Source organism: Ramlibacter sp. WS9, assembly GCF_003797765.1.
Lineage (GTDB): Bacteria > Pseudomonadota > Gammaproteobacteria > Burkholderiales > Burkholderiaceae_C > Ramlibacter.
In genome coordinates this window covers 239,326-263,381 of sequence record NZ_RKMB01000001.1, presented here as the reverse complement: position 1 = coordinate 263,381, position 24,056 = coordinate 239,326, and the positions used below count along the sequence as shown (strand labels likewise).

The window sequence follows — 24,056 nt, the reverse complement described above, 5'->3', positions numbered from 1 at the left end:
CTCCTCAGAGCGCGCCGTCGCCCGCAGCCACCGTCGCCATCGCCTCCCCCAGCCGCACCGGTTTCGTGGGCGCCCAATCAGCGTGGAAGCTCACCACGTTCTTCGGGAACAGCATGACGACAGTGGAGCCGAGCAGGAAGCGACCCATCTCCGCGCCCTGGTGCAGGACGATGTTTTCCTTGTCGTAGCGCCATTCCCGGATGTCACGGGTGCGCGGCGGGTTCACCACGCCGTGCCAGACTGTCGCCACGCTGCCGACGATGGTGGCGCCGACCAGCACGTTGACGAACGGGCCATGAGCCGTCTCGAACACGCACACCACACGCTCGTTGCGCGCGAACAGGCTGGGCACGTGGCGCGCGGTGAGCGGATTGACCGAGAACAGGTCGCCCGGGATATAGATCATCCGCGTCAAGCGCCCGTCGCACGGCATGTGGATGCGGTGGTAATCCTTGGGCGCGAGGTACAGCGTGGCGAAATGGCCGTGGTCGAACTGGTGCGCGAGCTGCTGGTCACCGCCGACCAGCGCGCGCGTCGAATAGCTGTGGCCCTTGGCCTGGAAGATCTGGTCGTGCTCGATGGGCCCGTACTGGCTGATGGCCGCATCCACAGGGCAGATGAAAGGCGCATCGGCGATGGGCCGCGCGCCTTCGCGCAGCGCGCGCGTGAAGAAATCGTTGAAGGTGGCGTAGCTTTCGATGCGCGAATCGGCCGCCTCGGCCATGTTGACGCGGTACTTGGCGACGAACCTGCGGATGATGGCGCGGGTGATCGGCCCGCCGCGCATGTTCGCCACCTGGCCGGCGAACACGGTGAGCAGCCGCTTGGGCAGCAGGTATTGCGGCGTCACGGCCAGGCGGTTGGGCAATTCGATCACCGGTAGTTGCGAAAAGCGAAAATTCTATGCTGACGCCAACCGGCCCGGGCCGTGGGCCACAATAAAGGCATGACGGAGCATCTGTTGGAGGCGCGCGAGCTTAGCAAGCGCTATGGCGAGACCGAGGTCGTCAAAGGCCTGTCGTTCAAGATCGCCAAGGGCGAATGCCTGGGCGTGATCGGGCCGAACGGCGCGGGGAAGACCACCACGATCCGCATGTGCCTGGGCCTCACGCCGCCCGGCCAGGGCTGGATTTCCGCCCTGGGCCTGTCCATGCCGCAGGACGCATTGGCCATCAAGGCGCAGCTGGGCGTGGTGAGCCAGTTCGACACGCTCGATCCGGACTTCACCTGCGCCGAGAACCTGCTGGTGTACGGCCGCTACTTCGGCATGAAGGACGCTCAGATCCGCGAGCGCATTCCCCGCCTGCTGGAATTCGCCGCGCTGTCGCACAAGGCCGATGCCAAGCCCGGCGAGCTGTCGGGCGGCATGCGCCGGCGGCTGTCGCTGGCCCGGGCCCTGGTGAACGATCCGCGCCTGCTGATGCTGGACGAGCCGACCACGGGCCTGGACCCGCAGGCGCGCCACCTGATGTGGGAGCGGTTGCAACTGCTGCTGCAGCAGGGCAAGTCGATCCTGCTCACCACCCACTTCATGGACGAAGCCGAGCGGCTTTGCTCGCGCCTGTTGGTGCTGGACCACGGCCGGAAGATCGCCGAAGGGCGGCCGCGCGACCTGATCGCCCAATACCTGGAGCCTGACGTGGTCGAGGCTTATGGCAACGGCGCGTTGGCGCTGGTGGATTCGCCGCTGAAGGCGATGGCGGCGCGCGTCGAGGTGAGCGGCGAAACGGTTTTCTTCTATACGCTGGACGCGAAGCCGCTGCTCGATGGCCTTGCGGCGCATCCGGGGCTGCGCACCTTGCACCGGCCGGCGAACCTGGAGGATTTGTTCCTCAAACTCACGGGCCGGCAGATCAGGGAGGAGGCATGAACTCTACTGCTGCCATGAGCATCTGGCGCTTCCCTGATCTGTCGTTCCGCTGGTGGCCGGTGTTCCTGCGCAACCTGCTGGTCTGGCGCAAGCTGGCCATCCCCAGCCTGGTGGGCAACATCGCCGAGCCCCTGATGTGGCTGGTGGCCTTCGGCTACGGGATGGGCGCGCTCGTCGGGCAGGTGAACATCACCACCACGGCGGGCACCACGGCCGTGCCTTACATCCTGTTCCTCGCCAGCGGCTCGATCTGCATGAGCTCGATGAACGCCGCGTCCTTCGAGGCGCTCTACTCCGCTTTCTCGCGCATGCACGTGCAAAAGACGTGGGACGGCATCATGAATGCGCCGGTCAGCCTGGACAGCATCGTGCTGGCCGAGATGCTGTGGGCCGGCTTCAAGGCCATCTTCACCGTCACCGCCATCCTGTGCGTGATGCTGGGCCTGGGCATCAGCGCCAGCCCCAAGCTGGTGGCCGCCTGGTTCGTCCTGCTGGGCGCGGGCATCACCTTCTCGTGCATCGCGCTCATCTTCAACGCGCTGGCCAAGAGCTACGATTTCTTCACCTACTACTTCACCCTGTTCCTCACGCCCATGATGTTCCTGTCCGGCGTGTTCTTCCCGCGTGAGCAGTTGCCGGCGGGGGTGCGCGTGGTGTCGGACTGGCTGCCGCTTTCGAACGCGGTGGAACTGGTGCGCCCGATGTTCATGGACCAGTGGCCGGCACACCCGCTGCGCAACGCGCTCGTGCTTCTCGTGTATACGGTTGGTTCTTTCTGGGTCGCGCTGGCGCTGACCCGCAAACGATTCAAGGCCTGAAGCCATGAGTTCACCGAGCCTCCTGCCCCCGGACCTGGCCGCCATGATGGAGCGCGGCGTGTCCGTCAACGTGGCGTCGCGCGACGCCGCCATGCGGCCCAGCCTGATGCGCGCCGTGGGCAGCAGCGTGGCCGATGGAGGGCGCGCCATCACGGTCTACGTGTCGCGCCGGCAATCGCGCCAGCTGGTGCAGGACATCGCCGCCACCGGCCACATCGCGGTGGTGTTCAGCGAGCCGTCGACCCATCGCACCGTGCAGGTCAAGGCCACGCGCGCCACGCTGCGCGATGCCGAGGCGGCCGACGCGCCGGTGCTGGCGCGCTACCTCGCATCCATGGAACACGAAATCCAGCTGGTCGGCTATCCGCCGGAGGTGCCGCGCGCCATGCTGGCGCACCGCCTCGAAGACGTTGTGGCCGTCACCTTCGAGCCCGAGCTGGCCTATGACCAAACGCCCGGTCCCAGAGCCGGGACCCGGCTGTCTGGCGGTGGCGCATGAAGACCGCGCAGCTGGGCGACATTCGCCTGTGCCTGGAGGGCGCGATCCCGGCGGTGATGTCCACCTGCGGCGCGGACGGCATGCCGAACGTGGCCTACATCTCGCAGGTGTACTACGTCGACGAGCGGCACGTCGCACTGTCGTTCCAGTTCTTCAACAAGACCCGCCAGAACATACTGGCCAATCCGTACGCCACGGTGCTGCTGATCCACCCACACACCGCGGGGTACTTCCGCCTGAACATCCGCTACCTGCGCACCGAGACCGAAGGGCCGCTCTTCGAGGGCATGAAGGCGCAGCTCGCCGGCATCGCGTCGCACACCGGCATGCAGGGCGTGTTCCGCCTGCTCGGCTCCGATGTCTACGAGGTGGCGCTGATCGAGGCTGTCGAAGGCGATCCGATGCCCGCCCCGCCGCCGCGCAGCGGCATGCTCACGGCCGTGCGCCGCTGCAGCGAACGGCTGGCGCGCTGCACCTCGCTGGACGAAGCGCTCAGCGCCGTGCTGGCCACGCTGTCCGACTTCATGGGCGTGCAGCACGCCATGGTGCTGATGCACGACAGCGCGGCCGAACGGCTCTACACCGTGGCGAGTTGCGGTTATGCCACCTCCGGCGTCGGCTCGGAAGTCGGCATGGGTCAAGGCGTGATCGGCGTTGCCGCGCGCGAACGGACGCCGGTGCGCATCATGCACATGGCCAATGCCTACTTGTACAGCCAGGCCATCCGCAGCAGCTTCGAGGCCAACGTGCCCGACATCGAAGCCATTACCGAAATCCCCTACCCCGGTCTCGCGGAACCGCATAGCCAGCTTGCGGTGCCGGTGCTGTCCGCGGGGAAGTTGTTGGGTGTGCTTTTCGTCGAGAGCCCGCGCGATATGCAGTTCGGCTTCGAGGACGAGGACATGCTGGTTGCGATGGCGGGCCACCTGGGCGCGGCCATCGACCTGATGCACGCGGGCACCGAAGCGCCGGACGCGACTGCAGATGCCCCCGTTCGCCCTGAGCCGGTCCAGGAGCTTCAGCAAGCTCAGCCCGAACGGGCGCTGCAGGTGCGGCATTTCCCCATCAACGACAGCGTGTTCATCGGCGACGCCTACCTGATCAAGGGCGTGGCCGGGGCCATCTTGTGGAAGCTGCTCAAGGATTACGTGCAGCACGGCCGAACGGAATTCTCCAATCGCGAGCTGCGGCTGGATGCATCGATCCCGCTGCCGGACGTCGCCGACAATCTTGAAGCACGCCTGGTGTTGCTGCGCCGCCGGTTGGTAGAACATGGACCGCACATCCGGATCGAGAAGACCGGCCGCGGCCGGTTCCGCCTGGAAGTGCAGCGCCCGATCGAGCTTGCTGAAGCTCAGTGATTGGCTTGACTGTCAGTGCGGGCTTCGCTTGATCCGCAATCCATGACTTCTGTCTTTGTGTTCGTGGGCCGCGCCGGCGAATCTGTGCGTGGGCGGGCTGCGGCGCGATGGCTACGGCGTTCGGCATCGCTTGCTGTCGCAAGCTCCTGCCGAATTCCTTGCGCCGGGAGACCCCACGACCCGCGCGAAAAAACTCCCTGCGCTTCGCTGCGGTCAAACAGTTTTCGCGAGCATGAGACGGTCGCGGGGTCGCCCGCCGCAAGCGCCTGTGCTTTATTCGCGCCACAGCCCGCCCACGCACAGCTTCGCATCACCATCGAGGTGATCCACGAGTGGGTCCCGACGCTTCATGCTTCGTCACAAGACCGTGCATCACCGCGGCACTTGACGGCCTCATCACAACACCGCGCCTCACCGGCGGCACCCGACGGCCTCACCGCAACGCCGTGCATGGCCGGGTCGCGGCGCGAATAAAGCACAGGCGCCCGCGGTGAATGGTCTTGCGGCCCAGCGTCGCTTGCGACGCGACCGTTTCATGCTCGCAAAACTTGTTTGAACGGAGCAAAGCGAAGTGAGTTGTTTTGCGCAGGGCCGCAAGACCGTTCAGCGCGGGGACTCCGGCAGGAGCTTGCGACAGCAAGGGATGCCGGACGCCGTAGCCATCGCGCCGCGGCCCGGCCATGCACGGCGTTGCCGCGCGCGGCCTAACAGCACCGAGGGATTTCCGGGTGCATGGATGACAGACTCTCAGGCAACCAGGCCAGCCACCGCCGGCAGGTCCAGCGCCCGCGCCAACTTCACCCACTCTCGTTCCGTCAGGTGCGGCCGCACGGTGTCCAGCACGGCCTGAAATGCGGGCGCGGGCGCCTGCTGCTTCATGCCGCCCAGCATACCGGCTCGCTCGGCCGGGTTCATGAACGGGATCATCCAGCGCGCGATCTCCATCATTTCCGCGGGCGGGATCGAGGCGACAAGCCGATCGTGGATCTCCATCAATTCGGCATCGGTGTAGCGCGCCCACAGCACGGCGTTGTGCGCGGTCTCTTCGATGTGCATGTGCTGGTAGTTCTCGGCAATGAAGAGCGAGAGGGCGCGGTAGAGCTCCAGTGCGCTCATCGCACGTTGTTCGGCCGCGCACCCGCGCAATGCAACGACCGCGTCGGCCAATGAAGCGATGTGCTTTTCGTGCTCATCGTGCTCGTGCGCGATACGCTCGCTCGCGCCTGGAGCGCGCGCCTCGATGGCCGCGTGCACGAATTCGTTTTCATGCTTCAGGTGCGAAGCGCAGGAATCGAGCAGCGCGAGCACCCGCTCGGTGACTTGCGCGAGCTCGAGATCGTCCTCGGCGTCCATGCGGCCCACGGCGAGCAGCGTATCGGCCATCAGGGCGCGCAGCGCCTTGTGGATGCCGCCGTACATGTCGACGCGGGGGGCCTGCGCCGTGTTCTGCGGCTGCGTAGTGTGCTGCTCCGTCGTGTGTTGCGCCTGTACAGCGGCAACCTGTCGCACTTCGTTGGAATCGTTCTTCATTTGCGTTTCTTTCTTCGGATGAAGGCCGGTGCACCGTGCACCGAACCATGCAGCGAAGTCTAGAAACGCGAGGCGGCGCGCGCCGCTAAGAATTGCTTAAGCAATCCCTAAAGACTCCTTAAATTCCCCGGCGGCGGCGTCGGCGGGCGCGTAGTTGTGAACTGCTTCACGCTCACGCACGGCGGCGGCCTTGATCATGTCCGCGGCCTTCTCGGCGATCATGATGGTCGGCGCGTTGGTGTTGCCACCGACGATGCTGGGCATGATGGACGCGTCCACCACGCGCAGCCCGGCAATACCGTGCACTCGCAACTGTGCATCGACGACGGCGCCTTCGCCGCTGCCCATGCGGCAGCTGCCAACAGGGTGGTAGATCGTGTCGGCGCGGTCACGGACGAACTGCTCGATCTCAGCGTCGCTGCGCGCGTTTGCCGACGCGGGCAGCTCGCGCCCGCCGTAGCCTGCGAGTGCGGGCTGCTGAAGGATGTTGCGCATGATCTTGAAGCCGTCCACCAGGCGCTGTGCGTCGGCTTGTTCGCCCAGGAAATTCGGGTCGATGAGCGGCGCGGCCATCGGGTCGTTGCCGGCCAGCTGCACGCTGCCGCGACTGGCCGGTCGCAACAGGCACACGTGGCAAGAGTAGCCGTGCCCGAACACCGTCTTGCGGCCATGGTCTACCAGTTTGCCGATGACGAAGTGCAATTGCAGATCAGGCACCGGCTCGGCCGCGCTGCTCTTGATGAACCCGCCGGCTTCGGCGAAGTTGGTGGTGAGCATGCCGCTGCGGTGCTTCCGCCACTCGAAAATGCCTTTGACGACGCGCACGACGCCTGCCGCTGAGAGTCCGAACAAATCCTTCAGTGCGGGCGCGTCGACGACCTGCACCACGTCGACGTGGTCGTGCAGGTTGCGGCCGACCCCCGCCAGGTCGTGCAGCACCGAGACGCCCTTGCTCTGCAGGTGCGCAGCGGGGCCGATGCCCGAGTGCATGAGGATCTGCGGCGACATCAGCGCGCCGGCGGAGAGCAGCACTTCGCGTGCCGCCTTCACCTGCTTGACCTGGCCACCTTGGTGGTATTCAACGCCGGTGGCGCGCTTGCCGTCCATGAGGATGCGCGTGGTGTGGGCGCCGGTGATCACCTGCAGGTTGGGCCGTCCCAGATGGGGCGTGAGGTACGCCTTGGCCGCGGAAAAGCGCTCGCCGTTCTTGTGCGTCACCTGGTACATGCCGACGCCCTGTTGGTGCGCGCCGTTGAAGTCGTCGTTGCGTGGATAGCCGGCCTGCACGGCCGCTTCGATGAACAGCGGGCCGAAGCGGTTCGGGCTGCGCAGGTCCATCACGTTGAGCGGGCCGCCGGTGCCGTGGAAGTCGTCGGCACCACGCTCGTTGTGCTCGGCCCGCTTGAAGTACGGCAGCACGTCGCTCCACGCCCAGCCGGAGTTGCCTTCTGCCGCCCAGCTGTCGTAGTCGCTGCGGTGGCCGCGCGCGTAGATCATGGCATTGACCGAGCTCGATCCGCCCAGCACCTTGCCGCGCGGCTGGTAACCGCGTCTGCCGTTGAGGCCAGGCTGCGGCACGGTCTGGAAAGCCCAGTTGGCCTCGCCGTTCTTGGCGAGCACCGCCAGGCCCGCCGGGCAGTGGATCAGAACGTTGCGATCGGGCGGGCCGGCCTCCAGCAACGCCACCTTCACGCCCGGGTCCTCGCTGAGGCGCCCCGCCAGAACGCAGCCCGCGGAGCCGCCGCCCACGATGACGTAGTCGAATTGGTCTGCCATCTCACACCTCTAATCAATGCCGACACCTTACAACGAAAGTAGCGACGTGGGCAGGCTGCTTGTACCATTGCGGGCTGTCTTACGAAAGAGAAAAGCAATGGGTATTCAAACTGTGGGCATCATTGGCGCGGGCACCATGGGCAACGGCATCGCGCAGGTGTGCGCCGTGGCCGGGTTGCGGGCCGTGATGGTCGACATCAGCGACGCCGCGGTCGGCAAGGGTTTGGCCACCGTGTCCGGCAGCCTGGACCGGCTGGTCAAGAAAGACAAGCTGAGCGCGGCGGACAAGGACGCGGCGGTAGCGCGTATCAAAGGCAGCACGAATTACGACGACCTCAAGGCCGCACAGATCGTGATCGAAGCCGCGACCGAGAACCACGAGCTCAAGGTCAAGATCTTGAAGCAGGTCGATTCGATCCTGGCGCCTGATGTGATCCTCGCGTCCAACACCTCGTCGATCTCGATCACGCAACTGGCCGCGGCCACCTCGCGTCCAGAGCAGTTCATCGGCATGCACTTCTTCAACCCGGTGCCGATGATGGCGCTGGTGGAGATCATCCGCGGCCTGCAAACCAGCGACACCGCGCACGACGCCGTGAAGGCGTTGGCGCTGGCGCTGGGCAAGACGCCCATCACGGTGAAGAATGCGCCCGGCTTCGTCGTCAACCGCATCCTGGTGCCGATGATCAACGAGGCATTTTTCGTGTTGTCCGAAGGCCTCGCGACGGCCGAGGACATCGATGCCGGCATGAAGCTGGGATGCAACCAGCCGATCGGCCCGCTGGCGCTGGCCGACATGATCGGCCTCGATGTGTGCCTGGCGGTGATGCAGGTCTATCTCACCGAATACGGCGACTCCAAGTACCGCCCATGCCCGCTGCTCAAGGAAATGGTGGCCGCCGGCCACCTGGGCCGCAAGAGCGGGCGAGGCGTGTACACCTACTGAGCGGCGCTGCGGCGCCACGAGCCGATCGCAACCCTCATGACCACCACCGGCGTCACGTCAGTGGACCCCGTCGGCCTGCCGGAGGAAGGCGAGCCGCTGGCGCTGCGGCCCTCGCGTGAGCTGGCGTGGATACCGGTGCAGCAAGTGGACGGGCCGGCGCCAGCCGCATCGGCGGCCGCGGGCAAGCAGCCGCCGCCGAATGGCATGGTGACCAGGGGTACGGCGACATCGACCAGCAGCTGGTTGCTGTTCGGCGCAGCCGCCGCCGCGACGTTCGGATGGCTGGTCGAACGCAGGCGCCGGCGTCTGCTGGAGACCGAGAAGGACTCGGTGCTGTGGGCCGATGTTCAACCCCCCGGCGCATCCATCATGACGACCGCCGGGGGCCTCAGCCAGATCCTGCCCGACAGCCCGAACCCGGCGGAGGCCGCACGCGCCATTTATGTGACGGCAATCGGCGAAACGATCTCGCGGCGCGAGGCCACGTTGATCGACCTGCACCAGCTCGACGGCAAGCTGAAGCGGCGGCGCAAGCGCGGCGACTACGTCGCGGCGGTGCTGCTGCTGCAAGAGCACCTGGTCGATTTCCGCTACACGAGCCCCTGGGTCTTCCTGGAGTTGCTCGAGTTGTACAAACAGCTCGATCGCAAGAGCGAGTGGGACGTCGCGCGAGTGGCCTTCAGGCAGCGCTTCGGCCAGACAGCGCCGGTGTGGGAAGAGCCGTCGACAAGAAGCAGCGAGCTGCTGGCCGACCCGCACCTGTCCGCCGAGCTGGAGCAGATTTGGCCCTACCGCGAGTCACGCATGTTCGTGCTGCGCTGGATGCTGGGCGAGAACGACGTGCGCAAGGCCAGCAGCGGCCCGCCACTGCTTGGGCTGGGCGTCTACCGCGACCTGATGCTGCTGGACGAGGTGCTCGACGACGTGCTCGACCTGCGGACGGAGCCCGCCGAATCGGTGTTCTGACTCGCATTGATGAGTTCCCGGCTTTTGATTTAATGGAGCTCCCAAATCAGGGAGCACCCATGGACTACACCGAAACGCGCCGCCACGAGCTGCGCAAGCGCCGCATCCTCATGGTGGACGGCAACCTCACCCTCAACTCGCAGACCACCGAAGCAGGCGCCAGTGCGCGCACCTACCGCGCCGGCTATTGGGGCTTTGCGTCCACCAACGACACGAGCGGCGCCAGTGTCGAACGCATGAAGGCGCAGGCCGGCCAGAACGCCCAGACGATGGCCCGGTTCGGCGCAAAAGACACGCGGCCCCTGCCCGGCGGCACTTACCGCGGCGAGCATGTCTTTCGCGGCCGCCCGGCCCTCAGCCAGGCCGATTGCGTGGACCGCATGACGGCCATCCAGGTCTGGTGCAAGCAGCGCTATCCGGAACTCGTGTCCGTGCGCATCGGGATGCAGGACGAGCACCACAGCAAATGGGTGTCCACCAGCACCGGCAGCGACGTGCTCAACAGCATCCAGCGCGCTGCCTGCGCAGTGACGTTCACCGCCATCGGCGACAGCGGCACGCCGGTGGAGCTGTCCGAACCGATCTCGGCCAAGGGCAGCCTGGCGGACCTGGATCTCTCGGTCGAGGCGCTGGCCGGCTGGCTCGACGAACTGCACGGCCACCTGCAGGCCAAGCGTCACGCCGTCGCCGCACGCGGCGGCCAGCACACCATCGTGCTGGCCCCGGAGCTCGCGGGCATTCTTGCCCATGAGGCCATGGGCCATCCGTGCGAAGCCGACATCGTGCTGGGCGGCGCCGTGACGGGGGACCTCGTCGGGCAGCGCATCGCCAGCGAGCTGGTCAGCATGATCGATGTGGCGCACACCTTCAACGGGCAGGAAGCGATGATCCCGGTCTACTGCGACGACGAAGGCACGCCCGCGCGCGACGCGGTGCTGATCAAGGACGGCGTTCTCACCGACTTCATGAGCAGCCGCGAAACGGCGCAGCGCCTGGGCTTGCAGCCCACCGGCAGCGCGCGAGCCTACGCGCCGACCGACGAGCCCCTCGTGCGCATGCGCAACACCGTCATCCTGCCGGGCACGCGCAAGCTGGCCGAGATGATCTCCGAGGTCGACGACGGCTACTACCTGATGAAGACGGCCAACGGTCAGGCCGACTCCACCACCGAATTCATGTTCGGCATCCCGCTCGCCTACGAGATCAAGGGCGGCAAATTGGGCCGCGCCATCCGCGACACCACGATGTCGGGCTCCGCGATCAAGGTGCTGCAGTCCGCCGACGCTGTCTCCGACGACATGTCGTGGAACTGCTCCGGCTACTGCGGCAAGAAGCAGCCCATGGTCGTTTCCATGGGCGGCCCGGCGCTGCGCGTGCGCGCCCATCTGGGAGGCGAATGATGCAAGCCCCGTCCCTTCACGACGTCGCCGAGCAGGCGTTGGCGCAGATGCGCGCCGCCGGGTTCGAGCAGGCCCAGGTCACCGCGGGCCACACCCAGCTCAACGAGCTGAACGTCAACCACAACGAGCCCAGCCTCTTGCGCAGCACCGATTCGCGCAAGCTCTCGCTGATGGGCATCGTCCATGGTCGCATGGCGAGCACCGAAGTGGCCGACCTGGACCCGGAGGCAGTGCGCATACGCATCGCCGGGCTATTCGCCGATGCGGCCTCCGCGCCTCAGGACCCGGCAAACGCGGTCTCGTCCGGCCAGAGCAAGCGCATCGTCAAAGGCCCGCAGGAGCCGCAGCTGGACCTGCTGGCGGGCAAGATGAGCGAACTGCTCGAGTTTCGCGTGCGCGAAACGCCGAAGATGACGATCGAAGCGGCAGATGCCAAACACACGCTCTACCAGTGGCAGACGCTCACCACCGGCGGCAGCGCGCTGGGCGGCAGCGTGGGCTGGTACGGAATGATGGTGGAAGGCGGCGCCCGCGAAGGCAAAGCCGTGAGCTCGCTCAACTATGCCTATGGCGCGGCGGACGACCTGCAGATCGGGCCGGCCCACGCGCATTTCGGCATCGGCGAGATGATGCGCGAGACCGAGCACCAGATCCATGCGCGCCCGCTCGGTGAGAAGTTCGTGGGCGACGTCGTCCTGTCGCCGCACGCTGTCGCATCGCTGCTGGGCTGGCTGCAGGGACAGTTGGGCGACGTTCAGCTGATCGCGGGCAGTTCATTGTTCCGCGAAAGCGTCGGCCAGGCGATTGCAGCGCCCCTGCTTTCGCTGCGCAGCAGGTTCGACGCGCCCGGCGTGGCGCCGGTATCGCCAGACGGTTTCATCGCGCCGTCGGTCGACGTGGTGCGCAACGGCGTCCTTCAGACGCTGACGCCCAGCCTGTACGGCAGCAGAAAGACGGGTCTGCCTCACGTCGCGACGGCCGCCTCCGGCTGGGAGATCGCCGCCGGCGAGACACCGCGTGAGCAGCTGGTGGCCGGTGTTCATCGCGGCGCCGTGGTGGGTCAGTTCTCGATGGGGAACCCGGCCGCGAACGGTGACTTTTCCGGGGTGATCAAGAACAGCTTCGTCATCCGCGATGGCGCGGTCGGCGCGGCCCTGTCGGAGTGCATGGTCACGGGCAACATGGCGCGGATGCTGCGCGACATCGCCGGCGTGAGCCGCGAGCGCATCGACACCGGCGGCCTGTTGCTGCCCTGGATCCGCATTTCCAACCTGCACTTCTCCTGACGCCATGAACCCCGAGACCCCGCCGCCGGAAGGCACCATCACCACCGAGCGGCGCGGTACGCTGCTGCTGATCGGCATCAACCGCCCCGCCAAGTTGAACGGCTTCACCCCGCGCATGTTTCGCGAACTGGGTGAGGCGTACACACGGCTCGACGACGACGAGGAACTCCGTGTGGGCGTGCTGCACGCTTTCGGCAAGCATTTCACCGCGGGCCTGGACCTGCCGACCATCGCGCCGCTGATGCAGCGCGGCGAGAAGGCGATTCCATTGGGGTTGGTCGAGCCGACCGACCTGGGCACGCCCGGCTACCGGCGCCGCACCAAGCCCATGGTGGTGGCCGTCAAGGGCATCACGTACACGCTGGGCATCGAGCTGATGCTGGCGGCGGACATCGTGGTGGCCGCCGACGACTGCAGGTTCTCGCAGCTGGAGGTCAAGCGCGGGATCATGGCCACCGGCGGCGCGACGCTGCGCATGGCCGAGCGTGCCGGGCTGGGCAACGCGATGCTGCACTTGCTGACCGGCGACGAGTTCGGCAGCGGCGAGGCCCTGCGCCTGAACTTCGTGCAGCGCGTGGTGCCCGCCGGACACGAGCTGGATGAAGCGCTGCGCATTGCGCAGGCCATTGCAGAACAAGCGCCGCTGGCGGTGACGGCCACGCGGCTGAACGCACTCAAGGCGGTCGAACAAGGGCCGCTCGCGGCGATGGGCGATTTCATCGATGTCCAGCAGCGCCTCGCCAACAGCGAGGACGCGGCCGAGGGCGTCCGGTCGTTCGTGGAAAAACGGCCTGCGCGTTTCGCCGGTCGCTGACGACACAAAAGCCTCACCCTCCTCCCGCGACAAGCGGTGCCTGGCAATTAAATTGCACACAATTGAATTTGACGCTACAATTCAGCCATGCCGCAAAAATACGACCCCGACCAGGCCCTGCTGCTGGACAACCAGCTGTGCTTTGCCCTGTACTCCACGTCGTTGGCCATGACCAAGTTGTACAAGCCGCTGCTCGAAGAGTTGGGGCTGACGTACCCGCAGTACCTCGCCATGCTGGTGCTGTGGGAGCGTGACGGCGTGATGGTGTCCGAGCTGGGCGAGCGCCTGTTTCTCGACTCCGGCACGCTGACGCCGCTGCTCAAGCGCCTGGAGGCGATGGGCTTCGTGGCCCGCATCCGCGCCGTGGAAGACGAGCGGCGCGTGCACGTCACGCTCACGGCCCAGGGCCGCAAGCTCAAGGCGCGCGCAGAAAAGATCCCCGGCTGCATCCGTGCCGCGAGCCAATGTTCCATCGGCGAGCTGATGCAGCTCAAGGAGCGTCTGCGCGACTTGCGCACGCAGCTCGCCGGCTGATTCCCCTGTTTATCCCAACCCTTTTTCTCAACCTGAACTCAAGGAGCCACCATGACCACGCAACTCGACAAAGTCCTCTACACCGCCAAGGCCCACACGACCGGCGGCCGTGACGGCGCCTCGCGCACCGACGACGGCAAGCTTGACATCAAGCTCTCGCCCCCCGGCATGGGCGGCAGCGGTACCAACCCCGAGCAACTGTTCGCGGCCGGCTACTCCGCCTGTTTCATCGGCGCGATGAAGGCCGTCGCCGGCAAGATGAAGATCACGCTGCCGGCCGACCTGGCCGTCGACGCTGAAGTCGACCTGGGCCCGGTCGGCGCCGTCTACGGCATCGCCGCCCGCCTGAACGTCACGCTGCCCGGCATGGAGCGCGCCGCCGCGCAGGGCCTCATCGACGCCGCCCACAAGGTGTGCCCGTACTCCAACGCCACCCGCGGCAACATCGCCGTCGCTGTTACGCTCGTCTAACCCAGGCAGTCCCGTCACGGGCCACCGCGGAACCGGCTTCGCCGGGCCGCTGGTGGCGCCCCCTGAGGGGGAGGCGGCGCAGCCGCTTCGGGGGGGAGTCACATACGCGGCCCGCCGGTGTTGAACCGGCGGGCCGTTTCGTTTAGGGTTCGTCGATGAGCACCACCACCCTCCTCGTGCGCCAGGACCAGCTGGGCACCACACGCATCGACACGCGCGAGCCCGCACCCCTGACTGACGGCCAGATCCGTGTGCGCGTCGACTCCTTCGCGCTGACGTCCAACAACATCACCTATGCCGCGTTCGGCGACGCGATGAACTACTGGCAGTTCTTCCCCACGGGGGAGGCAGGCTGGGGCATCGTGCCGGTGTGGGGCTTCGGCACCGTGCTGCAATCGCTGCACCCGGGCGTGGCCGTGGGCGAGCGCCTCTACGGCTACTGGCCCATGGCGAACGAGGCGGTGCTGCAGCCCGGCCGGCTTTCAGCCGCCGGCTTCAGCGACGCGGCACCGCACCGCGCTGCCCTGCATGCCGTCTACAACCATTACCTGCGCACCACCGCCGACCCGTTCTACAACCCCGCCACGGAAGACGTGCAGGCCTTGCTGCGCCCGCTGTTCGTCACCTCCTGGCTGATCGACGATTTCTTCGCCGACAACGATTTCTTCGGTGCCGACATCGCGCTGCTGTCCAGCGCTTCGAGCAAGACGGCCTATGGCACAGCCTTCCAGCTCATCCAGCGCCCGGGCATCGAAGTCGTCGGCCTCACGTCGGCCGGCAACAAGGCCTTCTGCGAAAGCCTGGGCTGCTACAGCCACGTCCTGACCTACGAGGAACTCGACCAGGTGGCCGCCGACGCAGAGTGCGTGTACATCGACTTCGCAGGCAACGCCGACTTGCGCAAGCGAATCCACACCCGCTTCGCCAACCTGAAATACAGCTGCTCGATCGGCGGCACGCACGTGGAGCAGCTGGGTGGCGGGAAGGATTTGCCCGGCCCGCGCGCGACCTTGTTTTTCGCTCCGGCACAGATCAAGAAGCGCCAGGCCGACTGGGGCCCGGCGGAACTCGGCAAAAAACTGGTTACGGCCTGGCACGCGTTCAGCGCCCGCGCCACCGATGCGCAGCAACCCTGGCTGAGTGTGCAGCAGCATCGTGGCGCGGAGGAAGTGGCGCAAGCGTATGGCCAGGTACTGGCCGGTCGAGGCGACCCGCGTGTTGGGCACATCCTGTGCTTCGTTTGATCTTCATCAACCGGTAGCGCCCGCCGGCCGGTGCCCAGCGAGGCCGACGGCGGATGATGGGAAGCTCGACCGAATCGCTTTGTGAAACTCGCCCTCCTGTCCGACCTGCACGCGAACCGGCAAGCGCTCGACGCATGCCTGGCCGATGCACGGACTCGCGGCGCGGACCAGTACGCTTTTCTCGGGGACCTCGTGGGCTATGGCGGCGATCCGGGTCCGGTGATGAACACCGTGATGGAGATGGCGGCGCAAGGCGCATGGGTGGTGCGCGGAAACCATGACGACGCCGCGTTGGCACCGACCCCGGGCAGCGACCGCGCCGACCAAGCCGGTGCCGCTTGGACGGCGACGCAGCTCACCGCCGCACAACGCGATTTCCTCTCGGCGCTCCCGCTCACGCTGCGCCAGGACTTCATCCTGCTGGTACACGCCAGCACGCATGACCCGGCGAAGTGGACCTACGTGGTGGACGCCCGGCGCGCGGGCGACAGCCTCGACCACGCGGGGGGTGCGACCCACGTGTTCGGCGGCCACGTGCATGAACAGCGGCTTTTCTATCGCGGCGCCTCGGGCAAGGCCATGCCGTTCGAGCCGACGCCCGGCATCGCGATACCGGTGCAGCGCCATCGGCGCTGGCTGGCCACCGTGGGCTCGACCGGCCAGCCCCGCGACGGCCGCAGCGACGCGATGTATGCGCTGTTCGACGCCGCGGCGCTGACGCTCACTTTCCTGCGAGTGCCTTACGACCACGCGGCCGCCGCGCGCGCCATCCGTGCCGCCGGCCTGCCCGAGGCCGATGCGGCGCGGCTGGCCGAGGGAACCTGACACGATGAAGCTGCTGGAACCCAGCACCCGCATCGACGGATTCCTCGTTGGCGACTGCCTGCATGCCGGGGGGATGGCGCATATCTATGCAGTGACTTACGCCGATCCCGCGCGCGCGGCCGCGTTCCCGATGGTGATGAAGGTGCCGCGCATGACGCCCGGCGACGGCGCCGAAAACATCGTGAGCTTCGAAGTCGAGTACCAGTTGCTGCAGGTACTCGCCGGGCCGCACGTGCCCAGATTCGTCGCCGCGGGCGATCTCGCGCGGCTGCCCTACCTCGTGATGGAGCACATCGATGGCGAGCCTTTGCAGCATCGGCTCGACCGCGCGACGTTGGAACGGCGGCGTCCCGATGCGCGGGAGATCGCACGGCTCGGAGCGGCCATGGCCACGGCCGCGCACAGCCTGCACGAGCAGGACGCCGTGCACCTGGACTTGAAGCCCGGCAACGTGATGATCCGGCCCGACGGCAGCGCGGTGCTGCTGGACTTCGGCCTGAGCTGGCATGCCCACTATCCGGACCTGCTGGCCGAAGAGATGCGGGTCGCCATCGGCTCGCCGCCGTGGATCGCGCCGGAGCAGGTGGTGGGCGTGCGCGGCGACCCGCGCAGCGACGTGTTCGCCATCGGCGTGATGCTCTACGAGCTGGCGACCGGCGAGCTGCCCTTCGGCCATCCGGAAACGCGCGGTGGCCTGCGCCAGCGTCTGTGGATGGACCCGGCGCCGCCGCGCGCGCACGACCCGCAAATCCCTGCCTGGCTGCAGGAGGTCATCCTGCGCTGCCTGGAGCCCGAAGCCGGCCGGCGCTACGGTTCCGCCGCGCAGCTGGCGTTCGACCTCGCGTACCCGGACCAGGTGCTCGTGGGTGCGCGGGGCGAGCGCACCACTCGAACGTCCTGGCGAGTCCACCTCAAGCGCTGGTTCAGAGCCGCCGGTCTCCACTACCAGCCCAGCCCCCTGCCGTCCGCGCAAATCGAGCAGGCTCCGATCGTGATGGTGGCGGTGCCGTGGCGGGACGCGACCGACGCGACGCTGTTTTCCCTGCGCAGCGCCACCGGGCGTTCGCTGGGCCTGCGGCCGGGCGCGCGCCTGGCTTGCGTGACCGTCATCGCCCCCGGCGACACCGACGCCACCGATTCGCGCATCAGCGAGACGGAGGTGCACCGCTCCCAGCTGGATAGGCTCCGGCAGTGGGCGCAAGGCCTGGAGTTGCAGACCCATCCGGTCTCGTTCCACGTGCTCGAGTCCGGCGATGTCGCGGCCGCTTTGCTGAGCTATTCGCGCGCCAACGACGTCAGTCTGATGATCCTCGGCGCGGCGACGCATGGGCTGAAGTTGCAGCGGCTCATTACCACCGTGCCCGTGCGCGTTGCCATGGATGCGCCCTGCAGCGTGATGCTGGTCAAGCAGCGCCTGCCGTTCGACCGGCTGGGAAGCGGCGCCGCGGATGTAACCGTGCAGCCAGAGGCGACAATGCCGAATGTCGACGGCCCACCCCTATCAAACACTCACGCCTGACGCGGTCATGGACGCGCTGGCCTCGGTCGGCCTGCACGGCGACGGCCGCCTGCTGGCGCTGAGCTCCTACGAAAACCGTGTCTACCAGGCGCACCTGGAAGAACCCGTCGAAGGCCACAGCGCGGTGGTCGCCAAGTTCTACCGGCCCGGCCGCTGGAGCGAAGCCCAGATCCTCGAAGAGCATGCCTTCTCCGCCGAGCTGGCGGCGGCCGAAGTACCCGCCGTCGCGCCGCTGGTATTGAATGGCGCGACGCTGCACCATCACGAGGGCTTCGCCTTCAGCGTGAGCCCGCGCCGCGGCGGCCGCGCGCCGGAACTGGACGACACGGAAGTGCTGGAATGGATCGGCCGCTTCCTGGCGCGCATCCACATGGTGGGCAGAACGAAGCCATTCGAAACGCGCCCGGCGCTCGACCTCAAGACCTTCGGCGTCGAGCCGCGCGACTGGCTCCTGCAACACCACATGATTCCGCTCGACGTGCAATCGGCATGGGAAAGGCAGTGTGAAAAGGCGCTGGGCATGATCGCCGACACCGTGCTGGGCAACCGCGTGGACCGCGACATCAAGATGATCCGCCTGCACGGGGACTGCCACCCCGGCAACATCTTGTGGACGCCCGATGCGGGGCCGCACTTCGTCGACCTCGACGACGCGCGCACCGGGCCGGCGGTGCAGGACCTGTGGATGCTGCTGTCCGGCGACCGGGCGCAACGACAACGGCAACTCGGCGCGCTGGTCGACGGCTACGAACAGATGCGCGAGTTCGACCGCGCGGAACTCGCGCTGATCGAACCGCTGCGTACGCTGCGTCTGATCCACTACAGCGCATGGCTCGCGCGGCGTTGGGACGACCCGATCTTTCCGATCAACTTCCCGTGGTTCGGCAGCAGCGACTACTGGCAGGGCCAGGTGCTGATGCTGGAGGAGCAGATCGAGGCGATGGAAGAGCCGGCGCTGGTGGTGTAGGGCTTGGTGGACTTTTTACAGAATGGGTATGACCAGCAGGATTTCGCAAGCCCAGGCTCGAGAAGCCAGTGCACGCGGGCGACGCAGGGATTCAGACACGCCATTGGCGATTGCGGCCAAGTTCAACGCCCGCAGTCACAAGATCGTCGTGGAGTTCGACAACCATTGCGAATTTTCTTTCCCGCCGGAGGCTGTGCAGGGGCTGACGGACTGACTGTAGCTATCCAGGGTGAGAGAGGGAGCTATGACATTGGTTGGAGAGAGAACCCGCCAACCAATGTCAGCACTATCGCGCGTCAGAGGCAGATTTTCCGGTCTGGCTGAATGGCCGGAGGAGGGTCGACAACCAAGCGCCAGCTACCGGTATCGCGCATTTTCATTGTCTAGCGAAGATATGCGAAGCCCGGCCACGCTCAACGCCACCGACTCCAATACCCCGGTCGGCGCCGCTGGTGCGCGACGGCCAGGATGCTGAGCGTTTCGCCATGAAGCCGATAAATCAACCAGTATGGAAATCGGCGAAGCGGCAACTTGCGCAATCGAGCCGATACCGGAGTGCCAAGGGCAGGATGCATACGCAGAAGATTTACAGCGCGCTCGAATTGCTCCAGGAACGCTCTCGCGATATTCGCGGATGCGTGCTCAAGATAGTAGTCTCGCGCGTCGTTGAGCTCGGCCTGCGCCTGCGCTTCAACGACAAGGTTCACGGGCGCAGGCCCGCGCGAGCCTGAGCGATGGCCTCATCGATCGGAATAGCGACGGACTGCCCGCTTTCCAGCGCATCGGCTCGCAGTTCGGCCTGTTCCACCCACGCAGCGAGAACCTCGTCATCCTCGTCCAGGCTCGCAAGCAACCGCTCGGCCAATTGGGCGCGCTGAGGCTGCGGCAACTGCAACGCGGCAGATTCAAGTTCTTCGATACTGGAGTGGGTCATTGCGAGCCTCCGGCGTACAACGTAACTCGTCACATCTTAGCAGTTGCCCAGTGCGGGAGCCACATCGAACCGACGCCCCAGCATGTCAGCGAACCGGGCTCTCCAGCACCCCGATCCCGTCGATCTCCACCCGCACCACATCTCCCGCCTTCATGTACTTCGGCGGTTTGAAGCCGATGCCAACACCGGCCGGCGTGCCGGTGGCGATGACGTCGCCGGGGTACAAGGTGATGCCGGCCGACAGCGTCTCGATCAGCGTCGGGATGTCGAAGATCAGGTCGGTGGTCGACGCGTTCTGCCGCTCCTCGCCGTTGACGTAGCAGCGCACGCTGGTCTTCGTGCCGTCGCACTCGTCCGCGCTGACCAGCCACGGGCCCATCGGGCAGAAGGTGTCGAACGACTTGCCCAGCACCCATTGCATGTGGCGGCTCTGCCAGTCGCGCGCCGTCACGTCGTTGATGATGGTGTAGCCCCACACGTGCTTCATCGCATCCGCGGCCTTGATACCCTTTCCTCCCGTGCCGATCACTACTGCGAGCTCTGCTTCGTAGTCGATCGCCGTGGACACTTCGGGCACGACGAGGATGGGTTCGTTCGGCCCGATCACCGACTCCGGCACCTTGGTGAAATAGATGGGTACGGTGGGGATGTCGCCGCCCGCCTTCGCGCTGCTGTCGAAGCCGCTGCCCGCAAACTCCTTCGCGTGCGCGTGATAGTTCTTTCCGACGCAGAAGATGTTGCGGCGCGGCCGAGGCAGCGGTGCGGTGAGTTGGATGTGCTCCAGCGCCACGGCCGGGCCCAGCGCCGGCATCGGCTCGCCACGGGCCAGCGCCTCGATCACAGGCAGCGCGCCAAACGCCCGCAGATGAGCAGGCAAGTCCAGCGGGCGGACTTCTTTCAGGTCGGCTGAAACCAGCCCCACAGCGGGCTGGCCCTGATGGGTGTAAGCGGCGATCTTCATAGGGAATACTTCATGGGGAAAACTCTCTCGCGATGGCGTAGCGAACGTAGCATGCTAACCAAAATTCGGGCCACTCGTCACAGGAGATTCGCGTCATGCATCGCCGCCTGCTCATCGCTTCCGCCTTGTTGTTCGCGGCCGGGCTCGCCGGTGCGCAAACGCCTTATCCGTCCAAGCCCATCACGATGATCGTGCCGTTCCCGGCGGGCGGCCTGGCGGACATCGTCGCGCGCCCTGTGGCTGAGGCGATGTCGCGTGAGCTCGGCCAGCCCGTGGTGATCGAAAACAAGGGCGGCGCCGGCGGCGGCATCGGCATGGCGCAAGCGGCGAAAGCGCCGGCCGACGGCTACACCGTCTTGATGGCGCTGTCGTCTTTCAGCGTGATCCCGGAGGCCGACGCGCTGCTCGGCCGTGCGCCCATGTACAGCTTCAACGCCCTGCGCCCGATTGCGCGCTTCACGGCCGACCCGACGGTGCTGGCGGTGCGTGCCGATGCGCCGTGGAAAACCGTCAAGGACTTCGTGGAAGACGTGAAGAAGCGCCCGGGCGCCATCAACTACGGCTCGTCCGGCAACTACGGCACGATGCACGTCCCGATGGAAATCCTCGCGCAGAACGCCGGCATCAAGATGACGCACGTGCCCTTCACCGGCGCGGCGCCCGCCATCGTCGCGCTGCTCGGCGGCCAGATCGACGCGGTCTCCACCGGTCCGGCCACGGTGCTGCAGCATGTGAAGGCAGGCAAGGTGCGGGTGCTGGCGCACTGGGGTAACGGCCGGCTCGACGCGCTGCCCGACGTGCCTTCCCTCAAGGACGCGGGCTACGACGCCGAGTACGCGCAGTGGTCCGGTTTGTTCATCCCCGCGGCCACGCCCGAGCCCGTCGCGCAGCGCCTTCGCGCCGCCGCGCGCGCAGCGGCGAACGACGCCAAGGTCAAGGACGTGATCCTGAACGCCGGCAGCCCGGTGCTGTACCAGGACACGCCGGATTTCGAGAAGTACGTGCAGGCCGACGTCCGCCGCATGGTGGACGTGGTCAAGAAGATCGGCAAGGTCGAATAAAGGTACCGAACAACATGGATACGCTTCACGTTCTCAGCGGCGGCGCCGCGCAAGGCCTCGTCGTGCAACTGCAGGAGCAGTTCGCGGCCCGGCACGGTTGCAAGATCGAGGGCACGTTCGGTCCCGTCGGCCTCATGCGCGAGAAGCTGCTGGCCGGCGAGCCTTGCGACGTGATGATCCTCACCGGCGAGCAGATTTCCCAACTGGCGTCCAAGGGCCAAATGCGCCCCAACAGCGCCCGGGCGCTGGGACGCGTGAAAACCGGTGTGGCGGTGAAGGCGAGCGCGCCGTTGCCGCCGGTGGAAACGTCCAAGGCACTCGAAGCCCTGTTGCGCAAGGCCGAGGGCATCTACTTCCCCGATCCGCAAAAGGCCACTGCGGGCATCCACTTCATGAAGGTTCTGCGCACGCTGGGCCTCGACCAGGAGCGGGCGGCCCACCTGCGGCCCTTCCCGAACGGCGTGACCGCGATGCGCGAGATGGCGGCGGCGCCGGGCGACAGCCTGGTGGGCTGCACCCAGGTCACTGAAATCCTCTACACGCCGGGCGTGAAGCTGGCCGGCGTGCTGCCCGACAAGTTCGAGCTGGCGACCATCTACACAGCCGCGGTGTGCAGCCGCAGCGCACAGCCGGCGGCAGCCGCGGCGCTGATCGAATTGCTGGCAGGCAACGAGAGCGCCACGCTGCGCCGCCAGGGCGGGTTCGACGCCGCTTGAGTGCCCCGGCCCAGGGCGACGCGGCTTTTGCCATGCCGCCCTTGCCTTTATCAATTGCATCGCCATCTGCACCACAAGATGCAGAAAGATTTATCATTGCGGTCCATGCAAGCAGGCCAGCATGACGTTGCCCAGATCCGGCGGGACAACGCACTGGCGTTATTCGACGAATTCGTCCGCAATACCGTCAAAGACCCCGACACCGCCACCCTGCGCGGGCTGGAGGGGCGCTTCGCCGAAAGACTGCAGATCCAGCCCAGCTACTGGAGCCAGATCAAGAGCCGCTCCCGCCAGATCGGCGAACGGCTGGCGCGCCAGTTCGAGGTGCTGTGCCACAAGCCTTCCGGCTGGATGGACGTGTCCCACGGCGCGGCCGCAGGCGGGCAAGTCGCGCAGCGTACGGCCGCGCCGCCTGCCGGCGAGAGCCCCGTGCCCCAGGACGACGACGAGCGTTTCATCGTCGGGCTGGTGCTCACCTACTACCGGCGCCATCCGCAACGCGCCCGCACCCGCCTGCTGGACCTGCTGGGCGAGGTGCTGATGCCGGCTGCCACCGGCGCCCCACCGGCAGCGCCCGCTCCCGCCACACGCAGCCCCGCCCCCAGCGCCGAGGACGACGCCCACGCCGTGTGGCAGCGCTCCCAGGCCGGCGTCGCCCCCCTCAAACGCAAGCGCTGACCGCGCGCGCCCTGTCGCCTGGACGCGACAGGCGCAGCCGCGTCCAGGTCTAGTGATAAATATCACTTGCGCAAAAAGTACATTTCTTTATCATTTGCGCAAGTCGACGGTTTTGGCAGTCGACGAGGCCCATCCCCTCAACCCAGCCCGCAGTACATGCTCTTCATCGCCCCTTCGATCACCCTGGTTGCCGCCCGCCTCTCGTGCGTGGCAGGCGCACCGCGTATCCGTAGCGGCAATGAGTCCTTTGTATCGCGAGCCGACAACCCCCCGGGGCATCGCACCCCAGCCTGCTGATTTTTGCAGGCGGTGCGAACGGCCCGGTGGCATTGCCCCCGGGCCGTTTTGCTTTTTGCGGCCCCTTTCCTGGAGAACGTTCGATGAATACCAACGCCTTGACCCTCAGTTCCCGCAAGCCACGCAACCCGCTGGTCGCAGCGGCGCGCATGCGCCAGGCGGGCCGACACGAAACCGCCGGCCACGGCGTCCGCCAGCAAGCCGCCCAGGCCCTGCGACGCGAGCTCGGCCGATTGAGAAACCACAGCCCCTGAAACCCGGGCCGCCACAGCACACACTGCGCGGGGCGGCCCTCCTGGAGAAGAGAAATGACCAAGACCTTGAGCTGGGCCGACACCGATACGACCCGCCCCTTGAGCGCCACGTTGCTTCACCTCGTGGCCGACGCCTTGCAGGCCGCCAGCAAGCTGCTCACGCAGTTGGCCCTCAGGCAAAGTGCCGCGCGCGCCGCACGTGCGCTGCCGCTGGGCACCGTCGAGTTCCACGCCTTGTATGGCGACAGCGGCGCCCCGGAAGGCGCGCTGTATGTCGATGGCAAGCTGGTGGGAACGATCCTCGGCGTTACGCGCCTGTGATGTGCGCC

At 66.7% G+C, this 24,056-nt stretch carries 26 protein-coding genes; 20 read left to right on the top strand and 6 right to left on the bottom strand.

Translation table 11 applies throughout. From position 1 onward, the window contains the following. Window positions 1-4: 4 nt before the first annotated feature. Window positions 5-868, bottom strand: coding sequence for an archaetidylserine decarboxylase (gene asd / locus EEB15_RS01275; protein WP_141508009.1), 864 nt, complete (start codon window positions 866-868; stop codon window positions 5-7). A gap of 78 nt (window positions 869-946) precedes the next feature. Between asd and EEB15_RS01270 the strand changes: the two genes are divergently transcribed. From EEB15_RS01270 to EEB15_RS01255, 4 genes are read left to right on the top strand one after another with little or no spacing between them, the layout of a single operon-like run. Further along, complete coding sequence (locus EEB15_RS01270; protein WP_141507713.1) at window positions 947-1,870, top strand: ATP-binding cassette domain-containing protein; 924 nt, start codon at window positions 947-949, stop codon at window positions 1,868-1,870. Beyond that, window positions 1,867-2,688 carry an ABC transporter permease gene (locus EEB15_RS01265; protein ID WP_141507712.1) on the top strand — a complete coding sequence of 274 codons (822 nt, stop codon included), beginning with the start codon at window positions 1,867-1,869 and terminating at the stop codon, window positions 2,686-2,688. Before EEB15_RS01270 ends, EEB15_RS01265 begins: the two co-directional genes overlap by 4 nt. A gap of 4 nt (window positions 2,689-2,692) precedes the next feature. Continuing rightward, on the top strand, window positions 2,693-3,187 hold the full coding sequence (locus tag EEB15_RS01260; RefSeq protein WP_141507711.1) for a pyridoxamine 5'-phosphate oxidase family protein: 495 nt from the start codon (window positions 2,693-2,695) through the stop codon (window positions 3,185-3,187). Then, window positions 3,184-4,548, top strand: coding sequence for a GAF domain-containing protein (locus tag EEB15_RS01255; protein ID WP_141507710.1), 1,365 nt, complete (start codon window positions 3,184-3,186; stop codon window positions 4,546-4,548). The genes EEB15_RS01260 and EEB15_RS01255 overlap by 4 nt, the downstream gene beginning before the upstream one ends. A 747-nt stretch (window positions 4,549-5,295) precedes the next feature. Here the strand turns inward: EEB15_RS01255 and EEB15_RS01250 are convergent. Next, window positions 5,296-6,078 carry a hemerythrin domain-containing protein gene (locus EEB15_RS01250; RefSeq protein WP_141507709.1) on the bottom strand — a complete coding sequence of 261 codons (783 nt, stop codon included), beginning with the start codon at window positions 6,076-6,078 and terminating at the stop codon, window positions 5,296-5,298. Window positions 6,079-6,174: 96 nt separating this feature from the next. Then, window positions 6,175-7,854: a GMC family oxidoreductase gene (locus EEB15_RS01245; RefSeq protein ID WP_141507708.1), complete on the bottom strand. Its 1,680-nt coding sequence runs from the start codon at window positions 7,852-7,854 to the stop codon at window positions 6,175-6,177. 97 nt (window positions 7,855-7,951) lie between these two features. Between EEB15_RS01245 and EEB15_RS01240 the strand changes: the two genes are divergently transcribed. From EEB15_RS01240 to EEB15_RS01195, 11 genes are all read left to right on the top strand, one after another. After that, complete coding sequence (locus tag EEB15_RS01240; protein ID WP_141507707.1) at window positions 7,952-8,800, top strand: 3-hydroxybutyryl-CoA dehydrogenase; 849 nt, start codon at window positions 7,952-7,954, stop codon at window positions 8,798-8,800. 36 nt (window positions 8,801-8,836) lie between these two features. Further along, a complete protein-coding gene (locus EEB15_RS33540) occupies window positions 8,837-9,766 on the top strand; it encodes a hypothetical protein (protein ID WP_158289956.1) in 930 nt (309 codons plus the stop codon). A gap of 59 nt (window positions 9,767-9,825) precedes the next feature. Next, on the top strand, window positions 9,826-11,166 hold the full coding sequence (locus EEB15_RS33535) for a TldD/PmbA family protein (RefSeq protein WP_158289955.1): 1,341 nt from the start codon (window positions 9,826-9,828) through the stop codon (window positions 11,164-11,166). Further along, a complete protein-coding gene (locus tag EEB15_RS01230; RefSeq protein WP_141507705.1) occupies window positions 11,163-12,452 on the top strand; it encodes a metallopeptidase TldD-related protein in 1,290 nt (429 codons plus the stop codon). Before EEB15_RS33535 ends, EEB15_RS01230 begins: the two co-directional genes overlap by 4 nt. Before the next feature lie 4 nt (window positions 12,453-12,456). Beyond that, the gene (locus EEB15_RS01225) at window positions 12,457-13,266 is read left to right on the top strand and encodes a crotonase/enoyl-CoA hydratase family protein (RefSeq protein WP_141507704.1); all 810 of its coding nucleotides are present in this window, start codon (window positions 12,457-12,459) and stop codon (window positions 13,264-13,266) included. 87 nt (window positions 13,267-13,353) lie between these two features. Continuing rightward, window positions 13,354-13,800, top strand: coding sequence for a MarR family winged helix-turn-helix transcriptional regulator (locus EEB15_RS01220; protein WP_141507703.1), 447 nt, complete (start codon window positions 13,354-13,356; stop codon window positions 13,798-13,800). A 51-nt stretch (window positions 13,801-13,851) separates the two neighbouring features. After that, entirely contained in the window at window positions 13,852-14,271 is a 420-nt protein-coding gene (locus tag EEB15_RS01215) for an organic hydroperoxide resistance protein (protein ID WP_141507702.1), read from the top strand. Between the two features lie 155 nt (window positions 14,272-14,426). Beyond that, window positions 14,427-15,515 carry a DUF2855 family protein gene (locus tag EEB15_RS01210; protein ID WP_141507701.1) on the top strand — a complete coding sequence of 363 codons (1,089 nt, stop codon included), beginning with the start codon at window positions 14,427-14,429 and terminating at the stop codon, window positions 15,513-15,515. Between the two features lie 81 nt (window positions 15,516-15,596). Continuing rightward, window positions 15,597-16,340: a metallophosphoesterase gene (locus EEB15_RS01205; RefSeq protein ID WP_141507700.1), complete on the top strand. Its 744-nt coding sequence runs from the start codon at window positions 15,597-15,599 to the stop codon at window positions 16,338-16,340. Window positions 16,341-16,344: 4 nt separating this feature from the next. Further along, a complete protein-coding gene (locus EEB15_RS01200; protein ID WP_141507699.1) occupies window positions 16,345-17,859 on the top strand; it encodes a bifunctional serine/threonine-protein kinase/universal stress protein in 1,515 nt (504 codons plus the stop codon). Beyond that, entirely contained in the window at window positions 17,822-18,826 is a 1,005-nt protein-coding gene (locus tag EEB15_RS01195; RefSeq protein ID WP_141507698.1) for a serine/threonine protein kinase, read from the top strand. Before EEB15_RS01200 ends, EEB15_RS01195 begins: the two co-directional genes overlap by 38 nt. Window positions 18,827-19,239: 413 nt before the next feature. On the opposite strand, the gene EEB15_RS34545 is transcribed toward EEB15_RS01195, so the two are convergent. The 3 genes from EEB15_RS34545 to EEB15_RS01180 all read right to left on the bottom strand — a co-directional run bounded on the left by EEB15_RS34545 (window position 19,240) and on the right by EEB15_RS01180 (window position 20,721). Next, window positions 19,240-19,533: a type II toxin-antitoxin system RelE/ParE family toxin gene (locus EEB15_RS34545; protein ID WP_141507697.1), complete on the bottom strand. Its 294-nt coding sequence runs from the start codon at window positions 19,531-19,533 to the stop codon at window positions 19,240-19,242. Continuing rightward, window positions 19,530-19,760: an addiction module protein gene (locus tag EEB15_RS01185; RefSeq protein WP_141507696.1), complete on the bottom strand. Its 231-nt coding sequence runs from the start codon at window positions 19,758-19,760 to the stop codon at window positions 19,530-19,532. The genes EEB15_RS34545 and EEB15_RS01185 overlap by 4 nt, the downstream gene beginning before the upstream one ends. A gap of 85 nt (window positions 19,761-19,845) precedes the next feature. Beyond that, complete coding sequence (locus tag EEB15_RS01180; protein ID WP_141507695.1) at window positions 19,846-20,721, bottom strand: fumarylacetoacetate hydrolase family protein; 876 nt, start codon at window positions 20,719-20,721, stop codon at window positions 19,846-19,848. 95 nt (window positions 20,722-20,816) lie between these two features. Here EEB15_RS01180 and EEB15_RS01175 point away from each other — a divergent pair, with 95 nt between their 5' ends. The 5 genes from EEB15_RS01175 to EEB15_RS01160 all read left to right on the top strand — a co-directional run bounded on the left by EEB15_RS01175 (window position 20,817) and on the right by EEB15_RS01160 (window position 24,048). Then, window positions 20,817-21,782, top strand: a complete 966-nt coding sequence (locus EEB15_RS01175; protein WP_141507694.1) for a tripartite tricarboxylate transporter substrate binding protein — start codon at window positions 20,817-20,819, stop codon at window positions 21,780-21,782. 14 nt (window positions 21,783-21,796) lie between these two features. Then, a complete protein-coding gene (locus EEB15_RS01170) occupies window positions 21,797-22,498 on the top strand; it encodes a substrate-binding domain-containing protein (protein WP_141507693.1) in 702 nt (233 codons plus the stop codon). Between the two features lie 105 nt (window positions 22,499-22,603). After that, window positions 22,604-23,176: a hypothetical protein gene (locus EEB15_RS01165; RefSeq protein ID WP_233259295.1), complete on the top strand. Its 573-nt coding sequence runs from the start codon at window positions 22,604-22,606 to the stop codon at window positions 23,174-23,176. A gap of 380 nt (window positions 23,177-23,556) precedes the next feature. Then, the gene (locus tag EEB15_RS33930; RefSeq protein WP_199236430.1) at window positions 23,557-23,727 is read left to right on the top strand and encodes a hypothetical protein; all 171 of its coding nucleotides are present in this window, start codon (window positions 23,557-23,559) and stop codon (window positions 23,725-23,727) included. Between the two features lie 54 nt (window positions 23,728-23,781). After that, the gene (locus tag EEB15_RS01160; RefSeq protein WP_141507692.1) at window positions 23,782-24,048 is read left to right on the top strand and encodes a hypothetical protein; all 267 of its coding nucleotides are present in this window, start codon (window positions 23,782-23,784) and stop codon (window positions 24,046-24,048) included. The last annotated feature ends 8 nt before the right edge of the window (window positions 24,049-24,056 follow it).

Excerpts from the sequence above, each read along its gene's own strand:
- EEB15_RS01270 (WP_141507713.1), top strand. The coding sequence starts at position 947 with ATGACGGAGCATCTGTTGGAGGCGCGCGAGCTTAGCAAGCGCTATGGC.
- EEB15_RS01265 (WP_141507712.1), top strand. The coding sequence starts at position 1,867 with ATGAACTCTACTGCTGCCATGAGCATCTGGCGCTTCCCTGATCTGTCG.
- EEB15_RS01260 (WP_141507711.1), top strand. The coding sequence starts at position 2,693 with ATGAGTTCACCGAGCCTCCTGCCCCCGGACCTGGCCGCCATGATGGAG.
- EEB15_RS01255 (WP_141507710.1), top strand. The coding sequence starts at position 3,184 with ATGAAGACCGCGCAGCTGGGCGACATTCGCCTGTGCCTGGAGGGCGCG.
- EEB15_RS01250 (WP_141507709.1), bottom strand. The coding sequence starts at position 6,078 with ATGAAGAACGATTCCAACGAAGTGCGACAGGTTGCCGCTGTACAGGCG.
- EEB15_RS01245 (WP_141507708.1), bottom strand. The coding sequence starts at position 7,854 with ATGGCAGACCAATTCGACTACGTCATCGTGGGCGGCGGCTCCGCGGGC.
- EEB15_RS01240 (WP_141507707.1), top strand. The coding sequence starts at position 7,952 with ATGGGTATTCAAACTGTGGGCATCATTGGCGCGGGCACCATGGGCAAC.
- EEB15_RS33540 (WP_158289956.1), top strand. The coding sequence starts at position 8,837 with ATGACCACCACCGGCGTCACGTCAGTGGACCCCGTCGGCCTGCCGGAG.
- EEB15_RS33535 (WP_158289955.1), top strand. The coding sequence starts at position 9,826 with ATGGACTACACCGAAACGCGCCGCCACGAGCTGCGCAAGCGCCGCATC.
- EEB15_RS01230 (WP_141507705.1), top strand. The coding sequence starts at position 11,163 with ATGATGCAAGCCCCGTCCCTTCACGACGTCGCCGAGCAGGCGTTGGCG.
- EEB15_RS01225 (WP_141507704.1), top strand. The coding sequence starts at position 12,457 with ATGAACCCCGAGACCCCGCCGCCGGAAGGCACCATCACCACCGAGCGG.
- EEB15_RS01220 (WP_141507703.1), top strand. The coding sequence starts at position 13,354 with ATGCCGCAAAAATACGACCCCGACCAGGCCCTGCTGCTGGACAACCAG.
- EEB15_RS01215 (WP_141507702.1), top strand. The coding sequence starts at position 13,852 with ATGACCACGCAACTCGACAAAGTCCTCTACACCGCCAAGGCCCACACG.
- EEB15_RS01210 (WP_141507701.1), top strand. The coding sequence starts at position 14,427 with ATGAGCACCACCACCCTCCTCGTGCGCCAGGACCAGCTGGGCACCACA.
- EEB15_RS01200 (WP_141507699.1), top strand. The coding sequence starts at position 16,345 with ATGAAGCTGCTGGAACCCAGCACCCGCATCGACGGATTCCTCGTTGGC.
- EEB15_RS01195 (WP_141507698.1), top strand. The coding sequence starts at position 17,822 with ATGTCGACGGCCCACCCCTATCAAACACTCACGCCTGACGCGGTCATG.
- EEB15_RS01185 (WP_141507696.1), bottom strand. The coding sequence starts at position 19,760 with ATGACCCACTCCAGTATCGAAGAACTTGAATCTGCCGCGTTGCAGTTG.
- EEB15_RS01180 (WP_141507695.1), bottom strand. The coding sequence starts at position 20,721 with ATGAAGATCGCCGCTTACACCCATCAGGGCCAGCCCGCTGTGGGGCTG.
- EEB15_RS01175 (WP_141507694.1), top strand. The coding sequence starts at position 20,817 with ATGCATCGCCGCCTGCTCATCGCTTCCGCCTTGTTGTTCGCGGCCGGG.
- EEB15_RS01170 (WP_141507693.1), top strand. The coding sequence starts at position 21,797 with ATGGATACGCTTCACGTTCTCAGCGGCGGCGCCGCGCAAGGCCTCGTC.
- EEB15_RS01165 (WP_233259295.1), top strand. The coding sequence starts at position 22,604 with ATGCAAGCAGGCCAGCATGACGTTGCCCAGATCCGGCGGGACAACGCA.
- EEB15_RS33930 (WP_199236430.1), top strand. The coding sequence starts at position 23,557 with ATGAATACCAACGCCTTGACCCTCAGTTCCCGCAAGCCACGCAACCCG.
- EEB15_RS01160 (WP_141507692.1), top strand. The coding sequence starts at position 23,782 with ATGACCAAGACCTTGAGCTGGGCCGACACCGATACGACCCGCCCCTTG.